General features: G+C 67.3%; 14 protein-coding genes. 4 read left to right on the top strand and 10 right to left on the bottom strand.

The genetic code is table 11. The features are described 5' to 3' along the window. Positions 1-37: 37 nt before the first annotated feature. From FB478_RS05255 to FB478_RS05270, 4 genes are all read right to left on the bottom strand, one after another. Positions 38-814: a fumarylacetoacetate hydrolase family protein gene (locus FB478_RS05255; protein WP_018768326.1), complete on the bottom strand. Its 777-nt coding sequence runs from the start codon at positions 812-814 to the stop codon at positions 38-40. Between the two features lie 10 nt (positions 815-824). Further along, a complete protein-coding gene (locus FB478_RS05260) occupies positions 825-1,646 on the bottom strand; it encodes an MBL fold metallo-hydrolase (protein WP_056387908.1) in 822 nt (273 codons plus the stop codon). Positions 1,647-1,862: 216 nt separating this feature from the next. Then, a complete protein-coding gene (locus FB478_RS05265; protein ID WP_018768328.1) occupies positions 1,863-2,975 on the bottom strand; it encodes a branched-chain amino acid aminotransferase in 1,113 nt (370 codons plus the stop codon). 104 nt (positions 2,976-3,079) lie between these two features. Next, on the bottom strand, positions 3,080-4,129 hold the full coding sequence (locus tag FB478_RS05270; protein ID WP_144599844.1) for a 3-isopropylmalate dehydrogenase: 1,050 nt from the start codon (positions 4,127-4,129) through the stop codon (positions 3,080-3,082). Positions 4,130-4,279: 150 nt separating this feature from the next. On the opposite strand from FB478_RS05270, the gene FB478_RS05275 reads away from it, so the two are divergent. From FB478_RS05275 to FB478_RS05290, 4 genes are all read left to right on the top strand, one after another. Continuing rightward, positions 4,280-5,473: a sensor histidine kinase gene (locus FB478_RS05275; protein WP_056387910.1), complete on the top strand. Its 1,194-nt coding sequence runs from the start codon at positions 4,280-4,282 to the stop codon at positions 5,471-5,473. A gap of 2 nt (positions 5,474-5,475) precedes the next feature. After that, a complete protein-coding gene (locus FB478_RS05280; protein WP_186447731.1) occupies positions 5,476-6,204 on the top strand; it encodes a response regulator transcription factor in 729 nt (242 codons plus the stop codon). Positions 6,205-6,305: 101 nt separating this feature from the next. Beyond that, positions 6,306-7,082 carry an ABC transporter ATP-binding protein gene (locus FB478_RS05285; protein ID WP_056387913.1) on the top strand — a complete coding sequence of 259 codons (777 nt, stop codon included), beginning with the start codon at positions 6,306-6,308 and terminating at the stop codon, positions 7,080-7,082. 2 nt (positions 7,083-7,084) lie between these two features. Continuing rightward, positions 7,085-9,619 (top strand): FtsX-like permease family protein, encoded by a 2,535-nt coding sequence (locus tag FB478_RS05290; RefSeq protein ID WP_144599845.1) that lies wholly within the window; start codon positions 7,085-7,087, stop codon positions 9,617-9,619. 88 nt (positions 9,620-9,707) lie between these two features. Here the strand turns inward: FB478_RS05290 and metG are convergent, their stop codons facing one another. The 6 genes from metG to ilvN form a co-directional block, all read right to left on the bottom strand. After that, on the bottom strand, positions 9,708-11,267 hold the full coding sequence (metG, locus tag FB478_RS05295) for a methionine--tRNA ligase (RefSeq protein ID WP_144599846.1): 1,560 nt from the start codon (positions 11,265-11,267) through the stop codon (positions 9,708-9,710). Positions 11,268-11,303: 36 nt separating this feature from the next. Beyond that, positions 11,304-12,059 carry an ABC transporter ATP-binding protein gene (locus tag FB478_RS05300; RefSeq protein WP_018768336.1) on the bottom strand — a complete coding sequence of 252 codons (756 nt, stop codon included), beginning with the start codon at positions 12,057-12,059 and terminating at the stop codon, positions 11,304-11,306. Beyond that, positions 12,056-14,854: an FtsX-like permease family protein gene (locus tag FB478_RS05305; protein WP_018768337.1), complete on the bottom strand. Its 2,799-nt coding sequence runs from the start codon at positions 14,852-14,854 to the stop codon at positions 12,056-12,058. The genes FB478_RS05300 and FB478_RS05305 overlap by 4 nt, the downstream gene beginning before the upstream one ends. Positions 14,855-15,072: 218 nt before the next feature. Continuing rightward, positions 15,073-16,662, bottom strand: a complete 1,590-nt coding sequence (serA, locus tag FB478_RS05310) for a phosphoglycerate dehydrogenase (RefSeq protein WP_144599847.1) — start codon at positions 16,660-16,662, stop codon at positions 15,073-15,075. A 125-nt stretch (positions 16,663-16,787) separates the two neighbouring features. Then, a complete protein-coding gene (gene ilvC, locus FB478_RS05315) occupies positions 16,788-17,813 on the bottom strand; it encodes a ketol-acid reductoisomerase (protein ID WP_026265624.1) in 1,026 nt (341 codons plus the stop codon). Positions 17,814-17,896: 83 nt separating this feature from the next. Then, a complete protein-coding gene (gene ilvN, locus FB478_RS05320) occupies positions 17,897-18,409 on the bottom strand; it encodes an acetolactate synthase small subunit (protein ID WP_018768340.1) in 513 nt (170 codons plus the stop codon).

Here is an 18,409-nt window from a genome sequence, read left to right on the forward strand (position 1 = left end):
GCCTGGCCGGGTCCGGCCTTCCGCCGGCCGGACAGGCCTAGCGGCGGACGATGGGGTTGGAAAGCCGTCCGATGCCCTCGATTTCCACCTCGAAGCGGTCGCCCTCCTTGACCAGGCCCACGCCGGCGGGCGTGCCGGTCATGATCACGTCGCCCGGCAGCAGGGTAAACGCCTGCGATACCACCGACACCAGTTCGCGCACGCCGCGGATCATCTGGCTGGTGCTGCCGTCCTGGCGCACTTCACCGTTGAGCCTGCCCTGGATCCGCAGGTCCTCCGTGTCCAGGTCGGTCTCGATCCAGGGCCCCAGCGGCGCGGAGGTGTCGAAGCCCTTGGCGCGGGTCCACTGCAGGTCCGTTTTCTGGACGTCGCGGGCCGTGAGGTCGTTGCCGCACGTGTAGCCGAAGATGACATCGTCCACGCGGTCTTCCGGCACGTCCTTGCAGATCCGGCCGATCACCACGCAGAGTTCAGCTTCGAAGGAGACCTCTTCGGAGAACTCCGGCAGCACTACGGGGTCGTTGGGGCCCACGACTGCGGTGTTGGGCTTCAGGAAGAGCAGCGGCTGGGCGGGGACCTCGTTGCCGAGTTCATGGGCGTGATCCACGAAGTTCCGGCCAACGCCGATCACCTTGCTCCGCGGGATGATCGGCGCCAGCAGCCGGACGTCCTCCAGCTTGTGGCGCACGGATGTGCGCTCCACGCCATGGAAGAAGGGGTCGCCGTGGATGACAGTGATTTCCTCACTGCCCGGTTCACCTTCCACAACGCCGTACAGGGGATCGGAATCGACTACAAACCTGGCAATACGCATGGCTCCTACCCTACCGTCCCGCCGGTGCCGCCTGGCCCGCGCTGCCGCCACCGCGCAGGTAGGACAGCTGCGCGGCCACGGACAGCTCGGCGGCACGCCGGACGGAAGGCTCGACGTCGGAATAGACGGCGTCGGCCACCTCCTCCGCGGCTGCGTCCTGGCCCAGCCGGTCCAGCGCGGCGCGGATCTGCGCCAGCCGTTCTTCCCGGTGTGTCCGGTAGTCCCGTGCGATGGCTTCAAGGGAGGGCAGCACCGGGCCGTGGGCCGGGAGGACGGTTGCGGGCCCCAGCGCTTCGAGCCGGTCCAGGGATGCCAGGTAGTCGCCCAGCGTGCCGTCCGGATAATCCAGGACGGTGGTGCCGCGGCCAAGGACGGTGTCGCCCGTCAGCACCGATCCATGGTCCCCGTCCGCAGGCAGGTGGAAACAGACGGAGTCTGAGGTGTGGCCGGGCGTGGCCAGGACGACGATCTCCAGCCCTGCGGCCTGGATCACCTCTCCATGGACCAGCGGCACTCCCCCGCCGTGGCAGTGGCCGGGCTCCGCCGCCCGGACCGGCGCGCCCGTCAATTCATGCAGGCGGGCGGAACCCGCCGTATGGTCCGCGTGCCGGTGGGTCACCAAAATCAGTTCGACGGCGGCGGTCCCGGCCAGTGCGTTCAGGTGCGTTTCGTCCCGGGGACCGGGATCCACGACCACCACGGAGGAATGGCCGGGGGCACGCACGAGGTAGGAGTTGGTGCCGTCCAGGCTCATGGGGCCGGGGTTGGGTGCCAGGATGAACTGTGTGAGCCCGGAGCTGCGCTGCAGCCGGGGGCCGGAAACTGAAGTCACCGGTCCATCCTTGCATCCGGCGCTGCCCCACCCCAGCCCCGCAGCGCGTCGGTGTGCCGGCATCCACCCCGCAACAGTCAGCAGCTTGTTCGCACAACCACGCCTTCAAGGTCAGGATCTGCGAACCAGCCCAGGAATGCCTGTTGGCCGGAACGCAGGACGGCGCCTGCCGGACCCAAGTCCGGCAGGCGCCGTCGTACATTGAAAACTGCCAGGCTATGCCAGGCGGGTCAGCCAGCCGTGGGTGTCCGGCTCCGTGCCCGTCTGGATGCCCAAGAGCTTTTCGCGGATGGCCATGGTGGTCTCCCCCGCCTTGGCGTCCTCGGAACCGATGAACTCGGTGGCGTCCTTGAGGACTCCGATGGGAGTGATGACGGCTGCCGTGCCGCAGGCGAACACTTCGGTGATGTCACCGGAGGCCACGCCGTCACGCCACTCGTCAAGGGTGATCTTCCGCTCGGAAACCTCGCGGCCCATGTCCTTGGCCACCTGGATGACGGACATCCGGGTGACGCCTTCCAGGATGGTCCCGGTGAGCGCGGGCGTTACCAGCGAGCCGTCCTTCATGACGAAGAACACGTTCATGCCGCCCAGTTCTTCCACGGCGTTGTCGTTGGCCTGGTCAAGGAACAGGACCTGCTTGCACCCGTTGGCCTCGGCCTCCTGCTGCGCGATCAGCGAAGCCGCGTAGTTGCCGCCGCACTTGGCGTCGCCGGTGCCGCCACGGCCGGCGCGGGCATACTGCCGGGAGATCCAGATGGACACGGGCTTGAGCTCGCCGCCGAAGTAGTTGCCGGCAGGCGAGGCGATCACCCGGAAGGACACCTCGCGGGCGGCGCGGACGCCCAGGAAGGCCTCGGTGGCGATCATGAACGGCCGCAGGTACAGGGCCTCGCCGTCGCCGGAGGGGACCCACTCCTTGTCCACTGCCACCAGTTCGCGGATGGCGCCGAGGAAGTACTCGGCCGGCAGTTCCGGAAGGGCCAGACGGCGGGCGGATTTGTTCAGCCGCGCCGCGTTCGCCTCCGGGCGGAAGGTCCAGATGGACCCGTCCGCGTGGCGGTAGGCCTTCAACCCTTCGAAGATCTCCTGGCCGTAGTGGAAGACGGCGGCGGAAGGATCCAGGACGATCGGACCGTAGGGTTCGATCCGGGCATCGTGCCAGCCGCCGTTGCCGTCCGCGTCCACGCTGTAGTCCACGATGGCGGTGTGGTCGGTGAAGTAGTTGCCGAATCCCGGGTTTGCCAGGATGGCTGCACGCTCTTCGGCGGACTTCGGGTTGGCCGAAGGCTGCCGGGTGAATTCGACGCCATGGGCGGTCTGGGTCATGGTTCCTCCACGATCGGCCGCCACCTCGTTCAGCGCTGAACGGCGGGGCGGCATTTGGTGATTCGAGACAAGCTTACGCCCGATGCCGGATGCCCCGGCGCGGGCTAAAGGCCGGCGGTGATGGCGTCGCCCACGGCCGTGGTGCTGCGTGTGCCGTCACGCTTTTCGACGTCGGCAACCACGGCAGCTTCAATCCTGCGGGCGGCGTCCGTGTAGCCCAGGTGGTCCAGCAGGAGGGCCGCGGAGAGGATCGCCGCGGTGGGATCTGCCTTGCCCTGGCCGGCGATGTCCGGCGCGGAACCGTGGACCGGTTCGAACATGGAAGGCGCGGTGCGGTCCATGTTGATGTTGCCGGAGGCGGCCAGGCCGATGCCGCCGGTGATGGCAGCGGCGAGGTCGGTGATGATGTCGCCGAACAGATTGTCCGTGACGATGACATCGAAGCGGGACGGGTCCGTGACCATGAAGATCGTGGCGGCGTCCACGTGCAGGTAGTCGTGAGTGACGTCCGGGAATTCCTGGGCGACGGCTTCGACGGTGCGCTTCCAGAGGTGGCCGGCGAAGACCAGGACGTTGTGTTTGTGCACCAGGGTGACGTGCTTGCGTTCCCGCGCGCTGGCGCGTCGGAAGGCGTCACGGACCACGCGCTCCACGCCGTGGGCGGTGTTCAGGGAAACTTCGGTGGCTACCTCGTGCGGGGTGCCCGCACGCAGGGTGCCGCCGTTCCCGACGTAGGGCCCTTCGGTGCCTTCGCGGACCACGATGAAGTCGATGGTGCCGGGGTTGGCCAGGGGGCTGCCGACGGTACCGTAAAGCCGGGAAGGCCGCAGGTTGACGTAGTGGTCCAGGCTGAACCGGAGCTTGAGGAGCAGCTCACGCTCGATGATGCCGGACGGGATCCGGGTGTCGCCGGGGGCGGCGCCCACCGCGCCGAAGAGGATGGCGTCGCGGGTCTTCAGGTCGGCCAGGACGTCGTCCGGCAGGGTCTCGCCGGTGCGAAGCCAGTGCTCGGCGCCGAGCTCGTAATGCGTGGGCTTGAGCTCCACGCCCTCCGCCGCAACAGCCTTTTCCAGGACTTTAAGGGCCTCGGCAATGACCTCGGGGCCGATGCCGTCGCCGGGAATAACTGCAAGATCGATGGAGGATGCGCTCATGTCTTCAGGGTAGCCAGACCATCCATATGCTGGTCAAGCCGTCCCATATTCCGGACACCGGGTCCGTCGGCGGCGTTGGAGTCCCGGACGTGTACAGCGATCAGCCCCAGGCATGAGGCACCCGCCACCGCATCAGCATAGAGTTTCGGGGTGGAATTACGGCACAAGGCTTATCACTGGCTCCGGGTCAACACCTTCCGGGTGGACCTGGTCCTCATGCTGGCGCTCCTGCTTTTCTGCGGCCCGGTGTACCTCATCGCGGACCGACCCTGGCACTTCGTGCTGTCGAGCGCACTGGTGGTGCCGCTGGCATGGCGACGCACCCGGCCGGTGCCCGCGGCGGGCGCCATTGTGGTGGCATCTCTGGCGTTATGGGCATCCGGGCTGGAGCCCCTGGCGGGATTGATGGCTGTTCCGCTGATCATCTATGCCGTTGCCGCCTACGGTCCTGCCCGGGCCAGCCGGTCGGTCCTGGGCCTGGGCCTGCTGGGCGGCGTGCTGCTGACCACCCGAAACCTCAGCAGCACGGCCCAAACGGGCGTGCTGGGCCTCACCATTAGTGCCGTGTACACCGTACTGATCTGGATGCTGGTGTTGTTCAGTTGGACCCTCGGGGACCTGACACGCGTCCGCCGTCAGCAACTGCAGACCCTCGCGGACCGTGCCCGTCGGCTCGAAACCGAACAACAGCAGGAACGCTCCCTGGCCGCCGCCGATGAACGCGCCCACATTGCCCGTGAGATGCACGACATCGTGGCGCATTCCCTGTCCGTGATCATCACCCAGTCCGACGGTGCACGATACGCAGCGGCAGCCAACCCTGCCGTGGCCACGGAAACGCTGGCCACCGTCGCCGCCACGGCACGGGAATCGTTGGCGGAAATGCGCCGGCTGCTGGGTGTGCTGCGGCACGGCGATGAGTCCACCACCCGCCCGTTGCCCGGACTTGTGGACCTCGATGAGCTGTTCCTGGGGTTCCGTGCGGCCGGCCTGCCGCTGGACGTCGAACGGCTGGGATCGCCGCGGCGCACCCTGCCTCCGGGCGCCGAACTCACGGCATACCGGGTCCTCCAGGAATCCCTGACGAACGTCCTCAAGCATGCAGGTCCGCGGGCCCGGGCCCGGGTTTTGGTGCGGTGGCAGCCACGCGGGCTGCAGCTCGAAGTGCACGACGACGGCCGGGGCGCTGCTGCCCATCCGGCGGTGGGTGCCGGGGAAGACGGCGGTAACGGGCTGCGGGGCATGCGGGAACGGATCAGCCTTTACGATGGTTCGTTGGCGGCCCGCCCGGCCGCGGGCGGGGGCTTCCAGGTTTCGGCCTTCCTTCCCTACACCGAGGCTTGAGCATGACATTGCCACTAGACCGCGACACAACCGCTCCGATCCGAGTGGCGCTGGTCGATGACCAGCAACTGGTGCGCTCGGGATTCAGCATGCTGATCAACTCCCAGCCGGACCTTGACGTCGTGGTCGAGGCCGGAAACGGGTTCGAGGCACTCCAGGCCCTCGGAGCAGCAGCCGCCGACGTCGTCCTGATGGACGTGCGCATGCCGGGAATGGACGGCATCGAGGCCACCCGCAGGCTTATCGAACGCGCCGCTTCCGCCCCCGCCGGGTCAGCCAGGGCTGAACTTCGCGTCGTGGTGCTCACGACCTTCGATCTGGACGAGTACGCACTGGCGGCCATCCAAGCCGGCGCCAGCGGTTTCCTCCTGAAGGACGCCCCGCCGGAGGAACTGCTGGAAGCCATCCGCACGGTCCACCGCGGGGACGCCGTCATCGCCCCCTCCACCACCCGCCGGCTCCTGGACCACGTAGCTCCGCTGCTGCGCGCGCACGGCAACGAACGGCCCGAGGACCACGAGGCCGTCGAACGGCTCACAGCCCGCGAGCGCGAAGTGTTCACCCTCATGGCACAAGGGCGATCCAACCCTGAGATCGCGGCAGACCTGTTTGTCTCCGAAGCAACCGTCAAAACGCATGTAGGGCACATCCTGGCCAAGCTTGGGGCACGGGACCGGGTCCAGGCAGTCGTGCTCGCCTACGAGACCGGGGTTGTCACTCCCGGGGGCTGACGCCTGGCGCGGTGGTCTCAGACCTGGGTATGAGGCCGGCCCCGGCAGGACCAGACCACCGGCCGATCCCCGGGCGCCGGGTGCGGCCATAGCGTGGAAACATGACAACTTCCGCGCATGCCCATACTGCTTTTAACAGGCAAAACATCACCTCCGCTCCCGCCGTGCAGGCCCTCTCCCTGGCCAAGACGTACGGCCGCGGCGCCACCCGCGTCAGCGCCCTGCGTGAGGTCAGCGTCACATTCGATGCTGGCCGCTTCACCGCAATAATGGGCCCTTCCGGCTCCGGAAAGTCCACCCTGATGCACTGCCTCGCCGGCCTGGACACCGCGGACTCCGGACGGATCCTGGTGGGCGGGACGGACATCACGGCCCTGAACGACAAGCAGCTCACCACTCTTCGCCGCGACAGGATCGGATTTGTCTTCCAGGCCTTTAACCTCGTGCCGACGCTGACAGCCGAACAGAACATCACGCTGCCGCTGGCATTGGCAAACAAGGCCACCGACACCGCCTGGTTCGACACAGTGGTGGCCACGCTTGGCCTTAAGGACAGGCTCCGGCACCGGCCGCACGAGCTCTCCGGCGGTCAACAGCAGCGGGTGGCCGTGGCCCGGGCCCTGCTGACCCGGCCCGACGTGGTGTTCGGGGACGAACCTACCGGCAACCTTGATTCGACCGCCGGCGGCGAGGTCCTGGCACTGCTGCGCCGCAGCAGCCGGGAAATGGGCCAGACGATCATCATGGTCACCCACGATCCGGTGGCGGCCAGCTACGCCGACCGCGTGGTCCTGATGAGTGACGGCGGTCTGGTGGGCGAGATCGCCGAGCCCACCGCCGGGTCCGTCCTCGCTGCCCTCGGCAAGCTGGGAGGCTGATCGTGCTGCGCGTTGCCTTCTCGCAATTCCAGTCCCACAGCCGCCGGTTCATTGCCGTCGGCCTGGCGGTGATGCTGTCAGTGGCGTTCCTGTCCACCACCCTGATGATGGGGGCGAGTACCCGTGCTTCGCTGGGTGCCAGCCTCGGAGAGGCTTACAGCAAGGCCGGCCTCATCGCCACCCCGGACACGGGAACCTTCAATGATGCCGCCCTGGCAGCAGTCCGTGCGGTACCTGGCGTGACCGAGGCCTATGGCCGGATGGAGGCGTACGCCGAGTTCACCGCCGGCGGCCAGGAGGTGTTTGCGCAGGCCCGGAACCTGGCGCCGATGGCCTTGGAAACCGCGGCCGTGACCGACGGCGCCCTCCCGGAGAGTGCTGACGGCGTTGCGGTGGACAGGGCTGCCGCCGCCCGCTATGGGCTGCGCGTCGGCGACTCCCTGACCCTCAGGGCCCCCGACGGCGCCACAACCGTGGCCATGACCGTCACCGGGATCCTTCGCGGCAGCAACGACCCCTTCACCTCTGCCCTCCCGCAGATCGTCGCCGGGACACCGGCCGTCAGTGCCCTGGCAGCCGGTGCCCGGGACCCGCAAGGTGGTACCGGCGCCGGCGCCGGCTACGGGACCATCCAGTTGGCCCTGGCTTCAGGCACCGACGCCGCCACAACCAGCAAGAACGTGCTGGCGGCGCTCACCGGCGTCGGCGCAGGCGCGCAGGTCAAAACAGCAGACGAACAGGTCACCGCCCAGGTGGCGATGATGACCGGAGGCCAGGATGAACTGACAATCATCCTGCTGGCGTTCGCCGGGGTCGCCCTGATTGTCTCCGGCCTGGTGGTGACCAACACCTTCGCGGTGCTGGTGGCCCAACGCACCAGGGAACTGGCGCTGCTCAGGTGCCTGGGGGCGTGCCGGAGCCAGGTACGCAACTCGGTCCTGGCCGAAGCCCTGGTGGTGGGCCTGGTGTCCTCTGCGGCTGGTGTGCTCGCCGCCGTCGCCCTGATGGCTGCCCTGATCGGCTGGGCCGGGACGCAGCCGGACATGGCGTTTGCCACCATGGCCGTCCCGTCGTCGTCCGTCATTGCGGGGCTGGCAGTAGGCACATTCCTGACCCTGGGCGCCGCCCTGGTTCCCGCGAAAGCTGCCACGGCCGTGGCTCCGCTTGCTGCCCTGCGGCCGGCTGACGATGCCGGAATCGGGAACCGGCGCGGCCGAGTGCGACTGGTGCTGGGCCTTGCCGCCCTTGCCCTTGGTATTCCGTTGCTGGCCCTCGGCGCCGCGGGCGTGATGCTGGTGGTGGCCTTCGCCGGCGGCGTGCTCTCCTTCGTCGGAGTCCTGCTCTGCGCCACCCTGTTCGTCCCGCAGCTGGTGGGCCTGGCGGGACGGTTGGCCTCCCCTGCCGGCGTCCCCGGGAAGCTGGCCGCACTCAATGCCGTCCGCAACCCGGCCCGGACTTCCGTCACCGCTGCCGCCCTCCTGATCGGCGTCACGCTGGTGTCCCTCATGATGACCGGGGCTGCCACTGCCCGCCAGGCGTTTGATGACGCCCTCGCCGGTACCTACCCCGTGGATATGGCCATCACCGGGGGTGCACTGACAGCCCTCGAGCGTGACGCAGTAGCACGGATCGACGGCGTCGCTACTGCGGCCTTGCTGCCGGTAGCAGGCACCATGGCCGGCGAAGGCATGGACAGCCCCGTCTATGCCCTCGACGCGGCGGAGGCCGGCCGGCTGCTCCGCGACACCACTATTACCCTTGAACCGGGCAGGATCTACCTGCCCGAAGGCTCCCCGGCCGGATCCGTTGAGGTCAACGGCGCCGCCGGACGGGCCACCTTGGAAGCCGTGGTGCTGCGGACCCGCAACATCCCGGCCCTGGTGTCCACCGACACCGCCCGCCAGTCGGGCCTGACGGGCAGTGGCGTTGCCCCAACAGACAGTGCGCGGACCGATGGCACCGGCCCCGCGGCCAGTGCCGTCTGGCTGCGCCTGGCGGACGCTCCCGGCGGCGCACCGCTGTCCGCAGACCGGATCAAGGACATCCAGTCCGCTGTTGCCCAGGCAGCAGGCGTGTCCGCGGGTGCGGTCAGCGGCGCCGCCATAGAGCGGGTCACCTTCAATGAGGTCATCGACGTACTGCTCCTAGTGGTCACGGGCCTATTGGGGGTGGCGGTGCTGATCGCGCTGATCGGCGTGGCCAATACACTGTCGCTGTCCGTGCTCGAACGGACCAGGGAGAACTCCCTGCTCCGGGCGCTGGGCCTTACCAAAGGCCAGCTGCGGGGCATGCTGGCCCTTGAGGCAGCCCTGGTGGCCGGCGTCGCCGCAGTGATTGGTGCTGTCCTGGGCAGCGTCTATGGCTGGCTGGGGGCGCGGTCCGCCCTCGGCAGCCTGGCCGAGGTCACACCCTCCGTCCCTTGGCTGCAGTTGTTGGGGGTACTGGCCGTGGCCGTGGTCGCCGGCCTGCTGGCGTCGGTCATTCCTGCCCGGCGTGCGGCACGGCTGTCGCCTGTCCAGGGGCTTGCCGCCGCATAGCCCGCCGACGGCCGGGCCAGGGCGCCGGAACGGGAAAGGGCAGGTGGCGCGGAAGTCCGCCTCACCTGCCCTTTCGTGCGCCGGAACCTCAGGCTTCGGCCGGTTCCTCGAACTTGGGGAACACAGGAGTGGGAGCCGGCAGTGCCGTTCCCGGGACGATCGGGCTGGCGATGGCGGCGAACTGGCGGGCTTCACCTTCTGCCTGGCCCAGGGCGTCCAGGAGCTTGGCCGTGGCGTTGGGCATGACCGGCTGGGCCAGGATGGCCACGATCCGCAGGACCTCCAGGGTCACGTACAGGACGGTGTTCATGCGTTCGACGTCGGTCTTCCGCAGGACCCAGGGCGCCTGATCGGCGAAGTAGGCGTTGGTGTGGTGCAGCACGCCCCAGACAGCTTCCAGGGCGCGGCTGAATTCCTGCTTGTCGAAGGCGGCGCGGGCGGCGTCCAGCAGGCCGTTGGCCTGGTCAAGGATGGCCTGGTCCGCAGCCGTGAACTCTCCGGGGGAGGGAACCGAGGCGCCGCAGTTCTTCGCCACCATGGACAGCGACCGCTGTGCGAGGTTGCCGAAGTTGTTCGCCAGGTCCGCGTTCATGCGCCCCACGATGGCCTCGTGGTTGTAGCTGCCATCGGCCCCGAACGGGACTTCGCGGAGGAAGAAGAACCGCACCTGGTCCAGCCCATAGCGGGCAACGAAATCGGCAGGAGCCACCACGTTGCCCAGGGACTTGGACATCTTGACCCCGTTGTTGTGCAGGAACCCGTGGATCATGACCCGCTTGGGCAGATCCAGCCCTGCGCTCATCAGGAAGGCGGGCCAGTAGATGGCGTGGAACCGGGAGATGTCCTTGCCGATGATGTGGACGTCGGCGGGCCAGTACTTCCGGAACTTGTCCGAGTCCACATCCGGGTAACCGACGCCCGTGAGGTAGTTGGTCAGCGCGTCCACCCAGACATACATGACGTGCTTGTCGTTGCCGGGCACGGGAACGCCCCAGTCGAACGTGGTCCGGCTGATGGACAGATCCTCCAGCCCGCGCTTGACGAAGCTGATGACCTCGTTGAACCGGTACTGCGGCGCGCCGAATTCCGGGTGGGATTCATACAGTGCCAGCAGTTTGTCCTGGTAGGCGGACAGCCGGAAGAAGTAGCTCTCCTCCGCAGTCCACGTCACCTCGGTGTCCGTCTCTTTCGAGTAGCGCACGCCGTCGTCCTTGACCACGGTGTCATCCTCGCCATAGAAGGCTTCGTCCCGGACGGAGTACCAGCCCTCGTACTTGGAGAGGTAGATGTCCCCGTTCGCTTCCATCTTCTTCCAGATGGCCTGCGAGGCAGCGTAGTGGTCCTCGTCCGTGGTGCGGATGAAGCGGTCGTAGCTGATGCCCAGCGCGGCGTGCGCGGCCATGTAGACCTCCGCGTTCCGGTCCACCAGCTCCTTGGGCGTGACGCCCTCCTTCTCCGCGGTCTGGGCAATCTTCATGCCGTGCTCGTCCGTGCCGGTCAGGAACATCACGTCATAACCGTCCAGCCGCTTGAAGCGCGCCATGGCGTCGGTGGCTATGTACTCGTAGGCATGGCCGATGTGCGGCACACCGTTGGGGTAGGTGATGGCCGTGGTGATGTAGAACGGCGTTTTTTCTGGAGCAGTCACGTTCGGACGGTTACCTTCAGTGCGGAGTGGGCGGGGCTAGATCAGTTCTGTCAGGGTATCGCTCAGCCGGACCAGTTCGTGGTCGTGGGAGGCCACCAGGACGGCGATCCCGTCAGAGGTGGTGTCCTTCAGGATACTGATAATGCGGTTGGCAGAGGCACGGTCCAGGCTGGCGGTGGGCTCGTCCACCACCAGGACCCTGGTGCCCAGGATCAGGGCGCGGGCGATCGCCACGCGCTGCCGTTCACCGCCGGACAGCTGGGCGGGACGGTGCCGCATCCGCCGGCCAAGGCCCACCAGGTCCAGGAGGTCCTTGGCCATGTCGCGCCGCTGGTCCACTTCGCCGTCCGGAACGGCAGGCAGGAGCACGTTCTCCAGTGCGCTCATGCCGTCGATCAGGGCACCGCCCTGGTCCACATAACCGATCAGTGCACGACGGCGGTCGGCGATTTCGTCGTCGCCCATGCTTTCGAGCGAATCGCCTTCCCAGAAAACGCGGCCCGACGTCGGCAGGGTGAGTCCCGCGCCGACGGTCAGGATGCTGGTCTTGCCGGAGCCGCTTCGGCCGGCCACACAGTGCATTTCGCCGGCGTGCAGGGTCAGGTCGAAGCCTTCCACCACGCTCACGGCCTCGGCGCCGCCCTTTCCACCGCCATAGCGGATGGTGATGTCGCGCATCTCCAGCGGGGTGGCGTGGTCGGCCGACTTGACGATGGTGTTGGCCCGGGTCTGCAGGGGGACCTCGTTGGAGCCGCTCCTGCGGCTGCGCTGGAGGTTCGTCGGGTTTGTCATTGGACCACTTTCGTTGCAATAGGTATCCAGCAAATTACAGCCACCAGGCCGGCTACGGCGGCCCAGATGGCCGCGTAGGGTGCCAGCAGCAGGCCGATGCCCAGGGCGCCCAGCACGCCCAGCGGCAGGGCCACGGTTCCCACCAGTGCGTTCTCGAACAAACGGACCTGGCGGAGCATGTCAGGGTTCCAGCCCATCGCCTGGAGGATGCCAAGGTATTGCCGCTTGGCGTTGAGCTCGAAGCGGCCTGTCACCAGGGTGAGCACCAGTCCCACGGCCACCCCCGCAAGCGCCAGCAGGATGCTCGGCAGGGTGACGCTGGCCGCCGCCAGGCCGCTCAGCGCGCTTGCACCCGCTGCCCGCGGGATGTCGATCAGCAGGGCGATCAGCCCGCCGACGGCGGCACCGAAGACGCCGACCGCAACCGCCAGGGACAACGTGTTGAACTTGTTGGTGCTCAGCTGCCGGTTGGCGAAGGTCAGCGGCGAATCCACCGGGATGAGCCGTTCGTCGTGCTGCGGCTCCTGGTCGATCACGTCGCGGTGGCGGAGCTGCTGCGCGGCGAAGAGGGCCGCGCCGCAGTACAGGACCAGGACGGCGGCGCACACCAGTGCGGTGGCAAGGCTCCAGCTCACCAGGCTCAGCACGATGCCGGCGGCGGCGAGCAGTACGGCCCCGACGCCGAATTCCTCAAGTACCCAGCTGCGGATCCGCCGCTGGGTCCAGCCCATGGCCCGCAGGGTTCCTGCCTCGCTGCGCCGTTTCCGGATGTAGCTCACGGTGGAGGCCCCCGTCAGCAGGGCGGCGCCGCACAGGGTGAGGAACAGCAGCGTGATGTTCGTTCCGGACAGTGCTCCGGCCACGGCTTCGGCAGCGTTCTGCCGGACCCAGGACTGCTGGACGGTGCCCAGGGCGGACTCCTTGCCGGCTCCGTCCTTGGAGTAGCCGGGAACGAAGATGCTGGTGTCCTCACGCGCCGAACCGGCCACCACGGTGGCGTCCAGGCCCATGTCCCTGATCTCGGCGGCGAGCTTCTCCACCTCGGGCTGGGCGTCCTTCCAGCTGCCCGGCGCCTTGGCGCGGACGCGCACGGCGTCGATGACGGCGGCGTTCTGCTTGTAGCCGCGCGCTGCTGCGAGTCCGTAGTAGTCGGTGATGGCACCGGCGGACTGGCTGGCCAGCCCGGTGGCGCTCAACGAGGGCTTCAGGTCTGCTGCGGGAACATCCTTGCCGGCAGCATCCTTGACCAGCGTGAACGGCGTGGGGTCGTAGCCGCCCAGCGGGAGCTTGTTGACGTCCCCGGAGGCCGCCTCGACAGCGGCGGGGTCGAACGTGCCGTACACCATGGGCAACGGCGTTGCCGCCTGCTGCTGGCCGGTGGACAGGTTGTCCCGGTAGGACCGCTCGTCCACCGGGTTCCGCTGGGTCTGGTCAACGGGCGCGCCGTTGGCGGCCTTGTCAGGAAGGCGGTTGACGGTGACCCATTCGCCGGGAACAGCGGTCTTGTCCACGGCACCGTTGGCCGCTGTGTCACTGTCGTTGTATTTGGGGGCGCCGGCGAAGTTGGTGCTCCACTTTGCCGGGGTGTACAGGCCCGCGTTGAAGTTGCCGTTGTTGCCCAGCAGCGACGAGTGGTCCGTGGAGCCCGGCCATGACAAAACGAACGGGTCCTTCGAGACGAACGGCAGGTAATCCTTGCCCAGGGACTTCGACACGGTGCCGACGTCCTTGACTACCTTGCCGGCGTCGTCAATCTCCTCAATCTTGACGTTGTACTTCAGGTCCAGGGATGTTCCGGAACGCACGATCAGCGGGACGGCCTGCGAGCCGCTGGTCAGCTGGCCGGTGCGCTTGGCCTGCTGGTACTGGGTCATCAGCGGAGCCCAGTACTTGAGCTTGACGCCCAGGAAGTCCGGACCTTCCTTGAGTTGGTCCATGCTGATGCCGTTGGTGAAGAGGCCTTCCAGGTAGCGGCCCACGGCGCCCGCGTCGCGTGCGTCGGCGGGCGGGGCCTTCTCCAACGGGGCCAGGAAGTCGCCCGCGGAGCCCAGCAGGGCCCGTTCAGCGGCCGGGTCCACTGCCACCACGGATTCGGTGACCTCGGGAGCCAGCGGGAGGGCGACGGAAAGGTTGAAGAGATTGTGCTCGGAGCCGCCGGCGGGGGCGGGGAATTTGATGCCGGTCTCCCCCGCCGCCGGGGCGATGCGGATGCTGCTGCCGCCCTGGGCCTTTTCCTCCACGAGCCGGGCCTTGCCCAGCGTGCCCTCGGCGGTGGTCTTGAAGAGGGTCTGCTCCGAGTTGCCGTCAGAGCTCACTGCGCTGGCGGTCAGCCGGTACTTCTTGGCGGCATCGGTCAGGACCGATTCAGCGGCCGGCCACTTGTCCGGTGAGGTGGCACCCGCCGCCTGGTCCGCGGTGGCGGTGCCGGCCAGCCCGGCGTTGTAGCCGAGGTAGTCCATGGCGTCGAGCCGGGGCGTCTCAAGGTTCTGGGTGACCCGCGAGACCAGGCTGATGGGGGCCGCCACGGACGTGCCGGACAGCTTCCGGATGGAGTCCAGCTGGTCGAAGCCGATGCCGCCGGCGCCGTTGGCGATCTCGGGCTGCAGGAGGGCCCCGGAGGGTGCCTTGGCCTGGACCAGGATGTCGTAGAGCCCCCTCGAGTTTTCATCAACCGTGCGGTTGAGCGCAGCCTGTGACTGGCTTTGAACGAGGACCGACAAGCACATGGCTGCGATCAAAATGGCCGCGGTCAACAGCAGCACCCTGCTTCTGATGAACCTCTGGACGGCGTTCATGGAACTCCCTGAAACCTGGATTGCGTTCGCACACTTCCATCCGCCCGGGCAGACGTGGACAATGACGGACGGATGTGCAAAAGGTATTGGCCGGTCTGCCGGCTACGGTCCTGAATCAGGACCAAGCCATTGTAAGCAGACCGGCCAATCATACGTGGCTCCGCAGTGGACGAGGCCTTGCGGAGGGGCGGCAGCGGCGTTTCGGCCGGTGTGTCGCGTTAGTCTTCCAGGTCCACTTCCCGGACCATCTCAGCACCGATGCCTGCCTTGATGGCGTCCAGCACCTGCTGCGGCACAGAGCTGTCGATGGTCAGCAGGGCAAGGACCTGGCCGCCCTCGTTGGAACGCGCCACCTGCATGCCGGCGATGTTGATGTTGTTCATGCCCAGGATGTGGCCGATGGTTCCGATCACGCCGGGGCGGTCGGTGTAGGCAACCACCACGAGGTGCTCGCTGATGGGGATCTCAACCTCGAAGCCGTTGATGCCCACCAGCTTCTCGATCTGCTTGGGACCGGTCAGGGTGCCGGCCACGGAGATCTGGCTGCCGTCGCTGAGGGCGCCGCGCAGGGTCAGGACGTTGCGGTAGGACTCGGTCTCCGGCGTGGTGATCAGGCGGACGTTGATGCCGCGCTGCTCGGCGATCACCGGGGCGTTGACATAGGACACCTGCTCGGTCACGACGTCGGCGAAGATACCCTTCAGCGCGGCCAGTTCCAGGACCTTGACGTCGAGTGAGGAGATTTCGCCGGCCACCTCGACGTCAAACTGGGTCAGGGAGGCGTGGGTCAGCGCGGTGAAGATGCGGCCCAGCTTCTCGATCAGCGGGATGCCGGGGCGGACGTCGGGGGCAATGACGCCGCCGGCAACGTTGACGGCATCCGGCACCAACTCGCCGGCGAGGGCGAGGCGGACGGACTTGGCCACGGAGACGCCGGCCTTCTCCTGGGCTTCGTCGGTGGAGGCGCCCAGGTGCGGGGTCACCACCACGTTGTCGAGCTTGAAGAACGGCAGGTCGGTGCTGGGCTCCTTGGCGAAGACGTCCACGCCGGCGCCGGCGATCTCGCCGTCCTGGAGGGCGGCGAAGAGGGCTTCCTCGTCCACCAGGCCACCGCGGGCCACGTTGACCACGTAGGCGGTGCTCTTCATCTTCTTGAACGCGTCAGCGCCCAGCATGCCCACCGTCTCGGGCGTCTTGGGCATGTGGATGGTGATGAAGTCCGACTGGGCCAGGAGTTCGTCCAGGGTCACCAGCTGCACGCCCAGCTGCGCGGCGCGGGCGGAGGTGATGTAGGGGTCGTAGGCAAGGATCTTGGTGTCGAAGCCCTTCAGGCGGGCTGCCACCAGGGCACCGATCCGGCCCAGGCCGATGATGCCGATCTTCTTTTCGAACAGCTCGATGCCGGTGTACTTGGAGCGCTTCCATTCGCCGTCCTTGAGGGCGGCGCTGGCCTGCGGGATGTGGCGGGCCAGGCTCAGGATGTGGCCCACGGTGAGTTCAGCGGCGGACACGATGTTGGACGTGGGCGCGTTGACCACCATGACGCCGGCCTGGGTGGCGGCCTTGATGTCCACGTTGTCCAGCCCCACGCCGGCACGGGCAATGACCTTCAGGTTCTTGGCCGCAGCGATGGCTTCGGCGTCAACCTGGGTGGCGGAGCGGACCAGGATGGCGTCTACGTCACTGATCGCAGAGAGCAGCTGGGAACGGTCGGCACCGTCGGTCTGGCGGATTTCAAAGTCCGGGCCAAGGGCCTCGACGGTGGCGGGGGAAAGTTCTTCGGCGAGCAGTACTACGGGTTTTGACACGGCTGATCCTCTGCGTTGCAGTCCTGGGGATGGAAACAAGTCTAGGCCGACGGAAAGGCCGGGCTCACATTGTTAAGTGTGAACCCGGCCTCACCGTTGCGGTCTATGTGGTTGGGCTGGCAGCCTTAGCGGGCTGCGGAGCCTTCCACGTAGTCGACGTCCTGCTGCTGCCAGGAGAACAGGGAGCGCAGTTCGCGGCCGACAGCCTCGATGGGGTGCTGCTCGGCCTTGGCACGCAGTTCCTTGAACTCCACGCCGCCGTTGTCCTGGTCCTCGATGAAGCGCTTGGCGAAGGCACCGGACTGGATGTCGGCCAGGACGGCCTTCATGTTTTCCTTCACCTGCGGGGTGATGACGCGCGGGCCGGAGACGTAGTCGCCGTATTCTGCGGTGTCCGAGACGCTCCAGCGCTGCTTGGCGATGCCGCCCTCCCACATGAGGTCGACGATGAGCTTGAGCTCGTGCAGCACCTCGAAGTAGGCGATCTGCGGCTGGTAGCCGGCCTCGGTGAGGGTCTCGAAGCCGTACTGGATCAGCTGGGAAACGCCGCCGCAGAGGACAGCCTGCTCGCCGAAGAGGTCCGTTTCGGTCTCTTCGGTGAAGGTGGTCTTGATGACGCCCGCGCGGGTGCCGCCGATGGCCTTGGCGTAGGACTTGGCCAGCTCCCAGGCGTTGCCGGACGCGTCCTGCTCGACGGCGATGATGTCCGGGATGCCGCGGCCGGCCTCGAACTCGCGGCGCACGGTGTGGCCCGGAGCCTTCGGGGCCACCAGGATGACGTCAACGCCTTCCGGTGCCTGGATGTAGCCGAAGCGGATGTTGAAGCCGTGGGCGAAGGCCAGTGCCTTGCCGGGGGTCAGCTTGTCCTTGATGGAGTCGTTGTAGATCGCGCGCTGGTGCTGGTCCGGCGCCAGGATCATGATGACGTCAGCCCATTCGGCGGCGTCGGCAACGTTCTTGACCGTGAAGCCTGCATCCTGCGCCTTGGCGGTCGACTTGGAGCCGTCCTTCAGGGCGATGACGACCTCGACGCCGGAATCGCGCAGGTTGAGCGCGTGGGCGTGGCCCTGGGAACCGTAGCCAACGATGGCAACCTTGCGGCCCTGGATGATCGACAGATCGGCGTCGTCGTCGTAGAACATTTCAGTCACTTGCGTAACTCCTCTTGAGTGGTTGTAGATAGTGGTCTTGCGGTGCTGCGGTTACGGGCGCGGGGCCCGCCTTGGGCAGGTGCCTAGGCGGAGCGGAGCGCCCGGTCACTCATGGAGCGGGATCCCCGTCCAACGGCCAGGGTGCCGGACTGCACAATTTCGCGGATGCCGAAGGGCTCCAGCACTGAAAGCAGTGCCGTGAGCTTTTCGGGGTGGCCGGTGGCCTCAATGACGACGGAGTCGGTGGAGACGTCGACCACTGAGGCACGGAACAGGTCTGCGGCCTGGGTTACCTGCAGACGTGTTGCGGCATCCGCACGTACTTTGACCAGGATGTGGTCGCGCTGTACGGAAGATTCTGGGGTCAGCTCAACGATCTTGATGACGTTGATCAGTTTGTTGAGCTGCTTGGTGACCTGCTCGATGAGGTCGCCGTCGGCGTCGACCACCACCGTCATGCGGGATACGCCCGGCACTTCGGTGGGGCCAACGGCCAGGGAGTTGATGTTGAAGGCGCGGCGGGCGAACAGGCTGGCCACGCGGGTCAGGACGCCGGGCTTGTCCTCAACCAGGACGGAGAGTGTGTGGCGGCTCAT

It is taken from the genome of Arthrobacter sp. AG367 (assembly GCF_007828995.1).
Classification (GTDB): Bacteria; Actinomycetota; Actinomycetes; order Actinomycetales; family Micrococcaceae; genus Arthrobacter.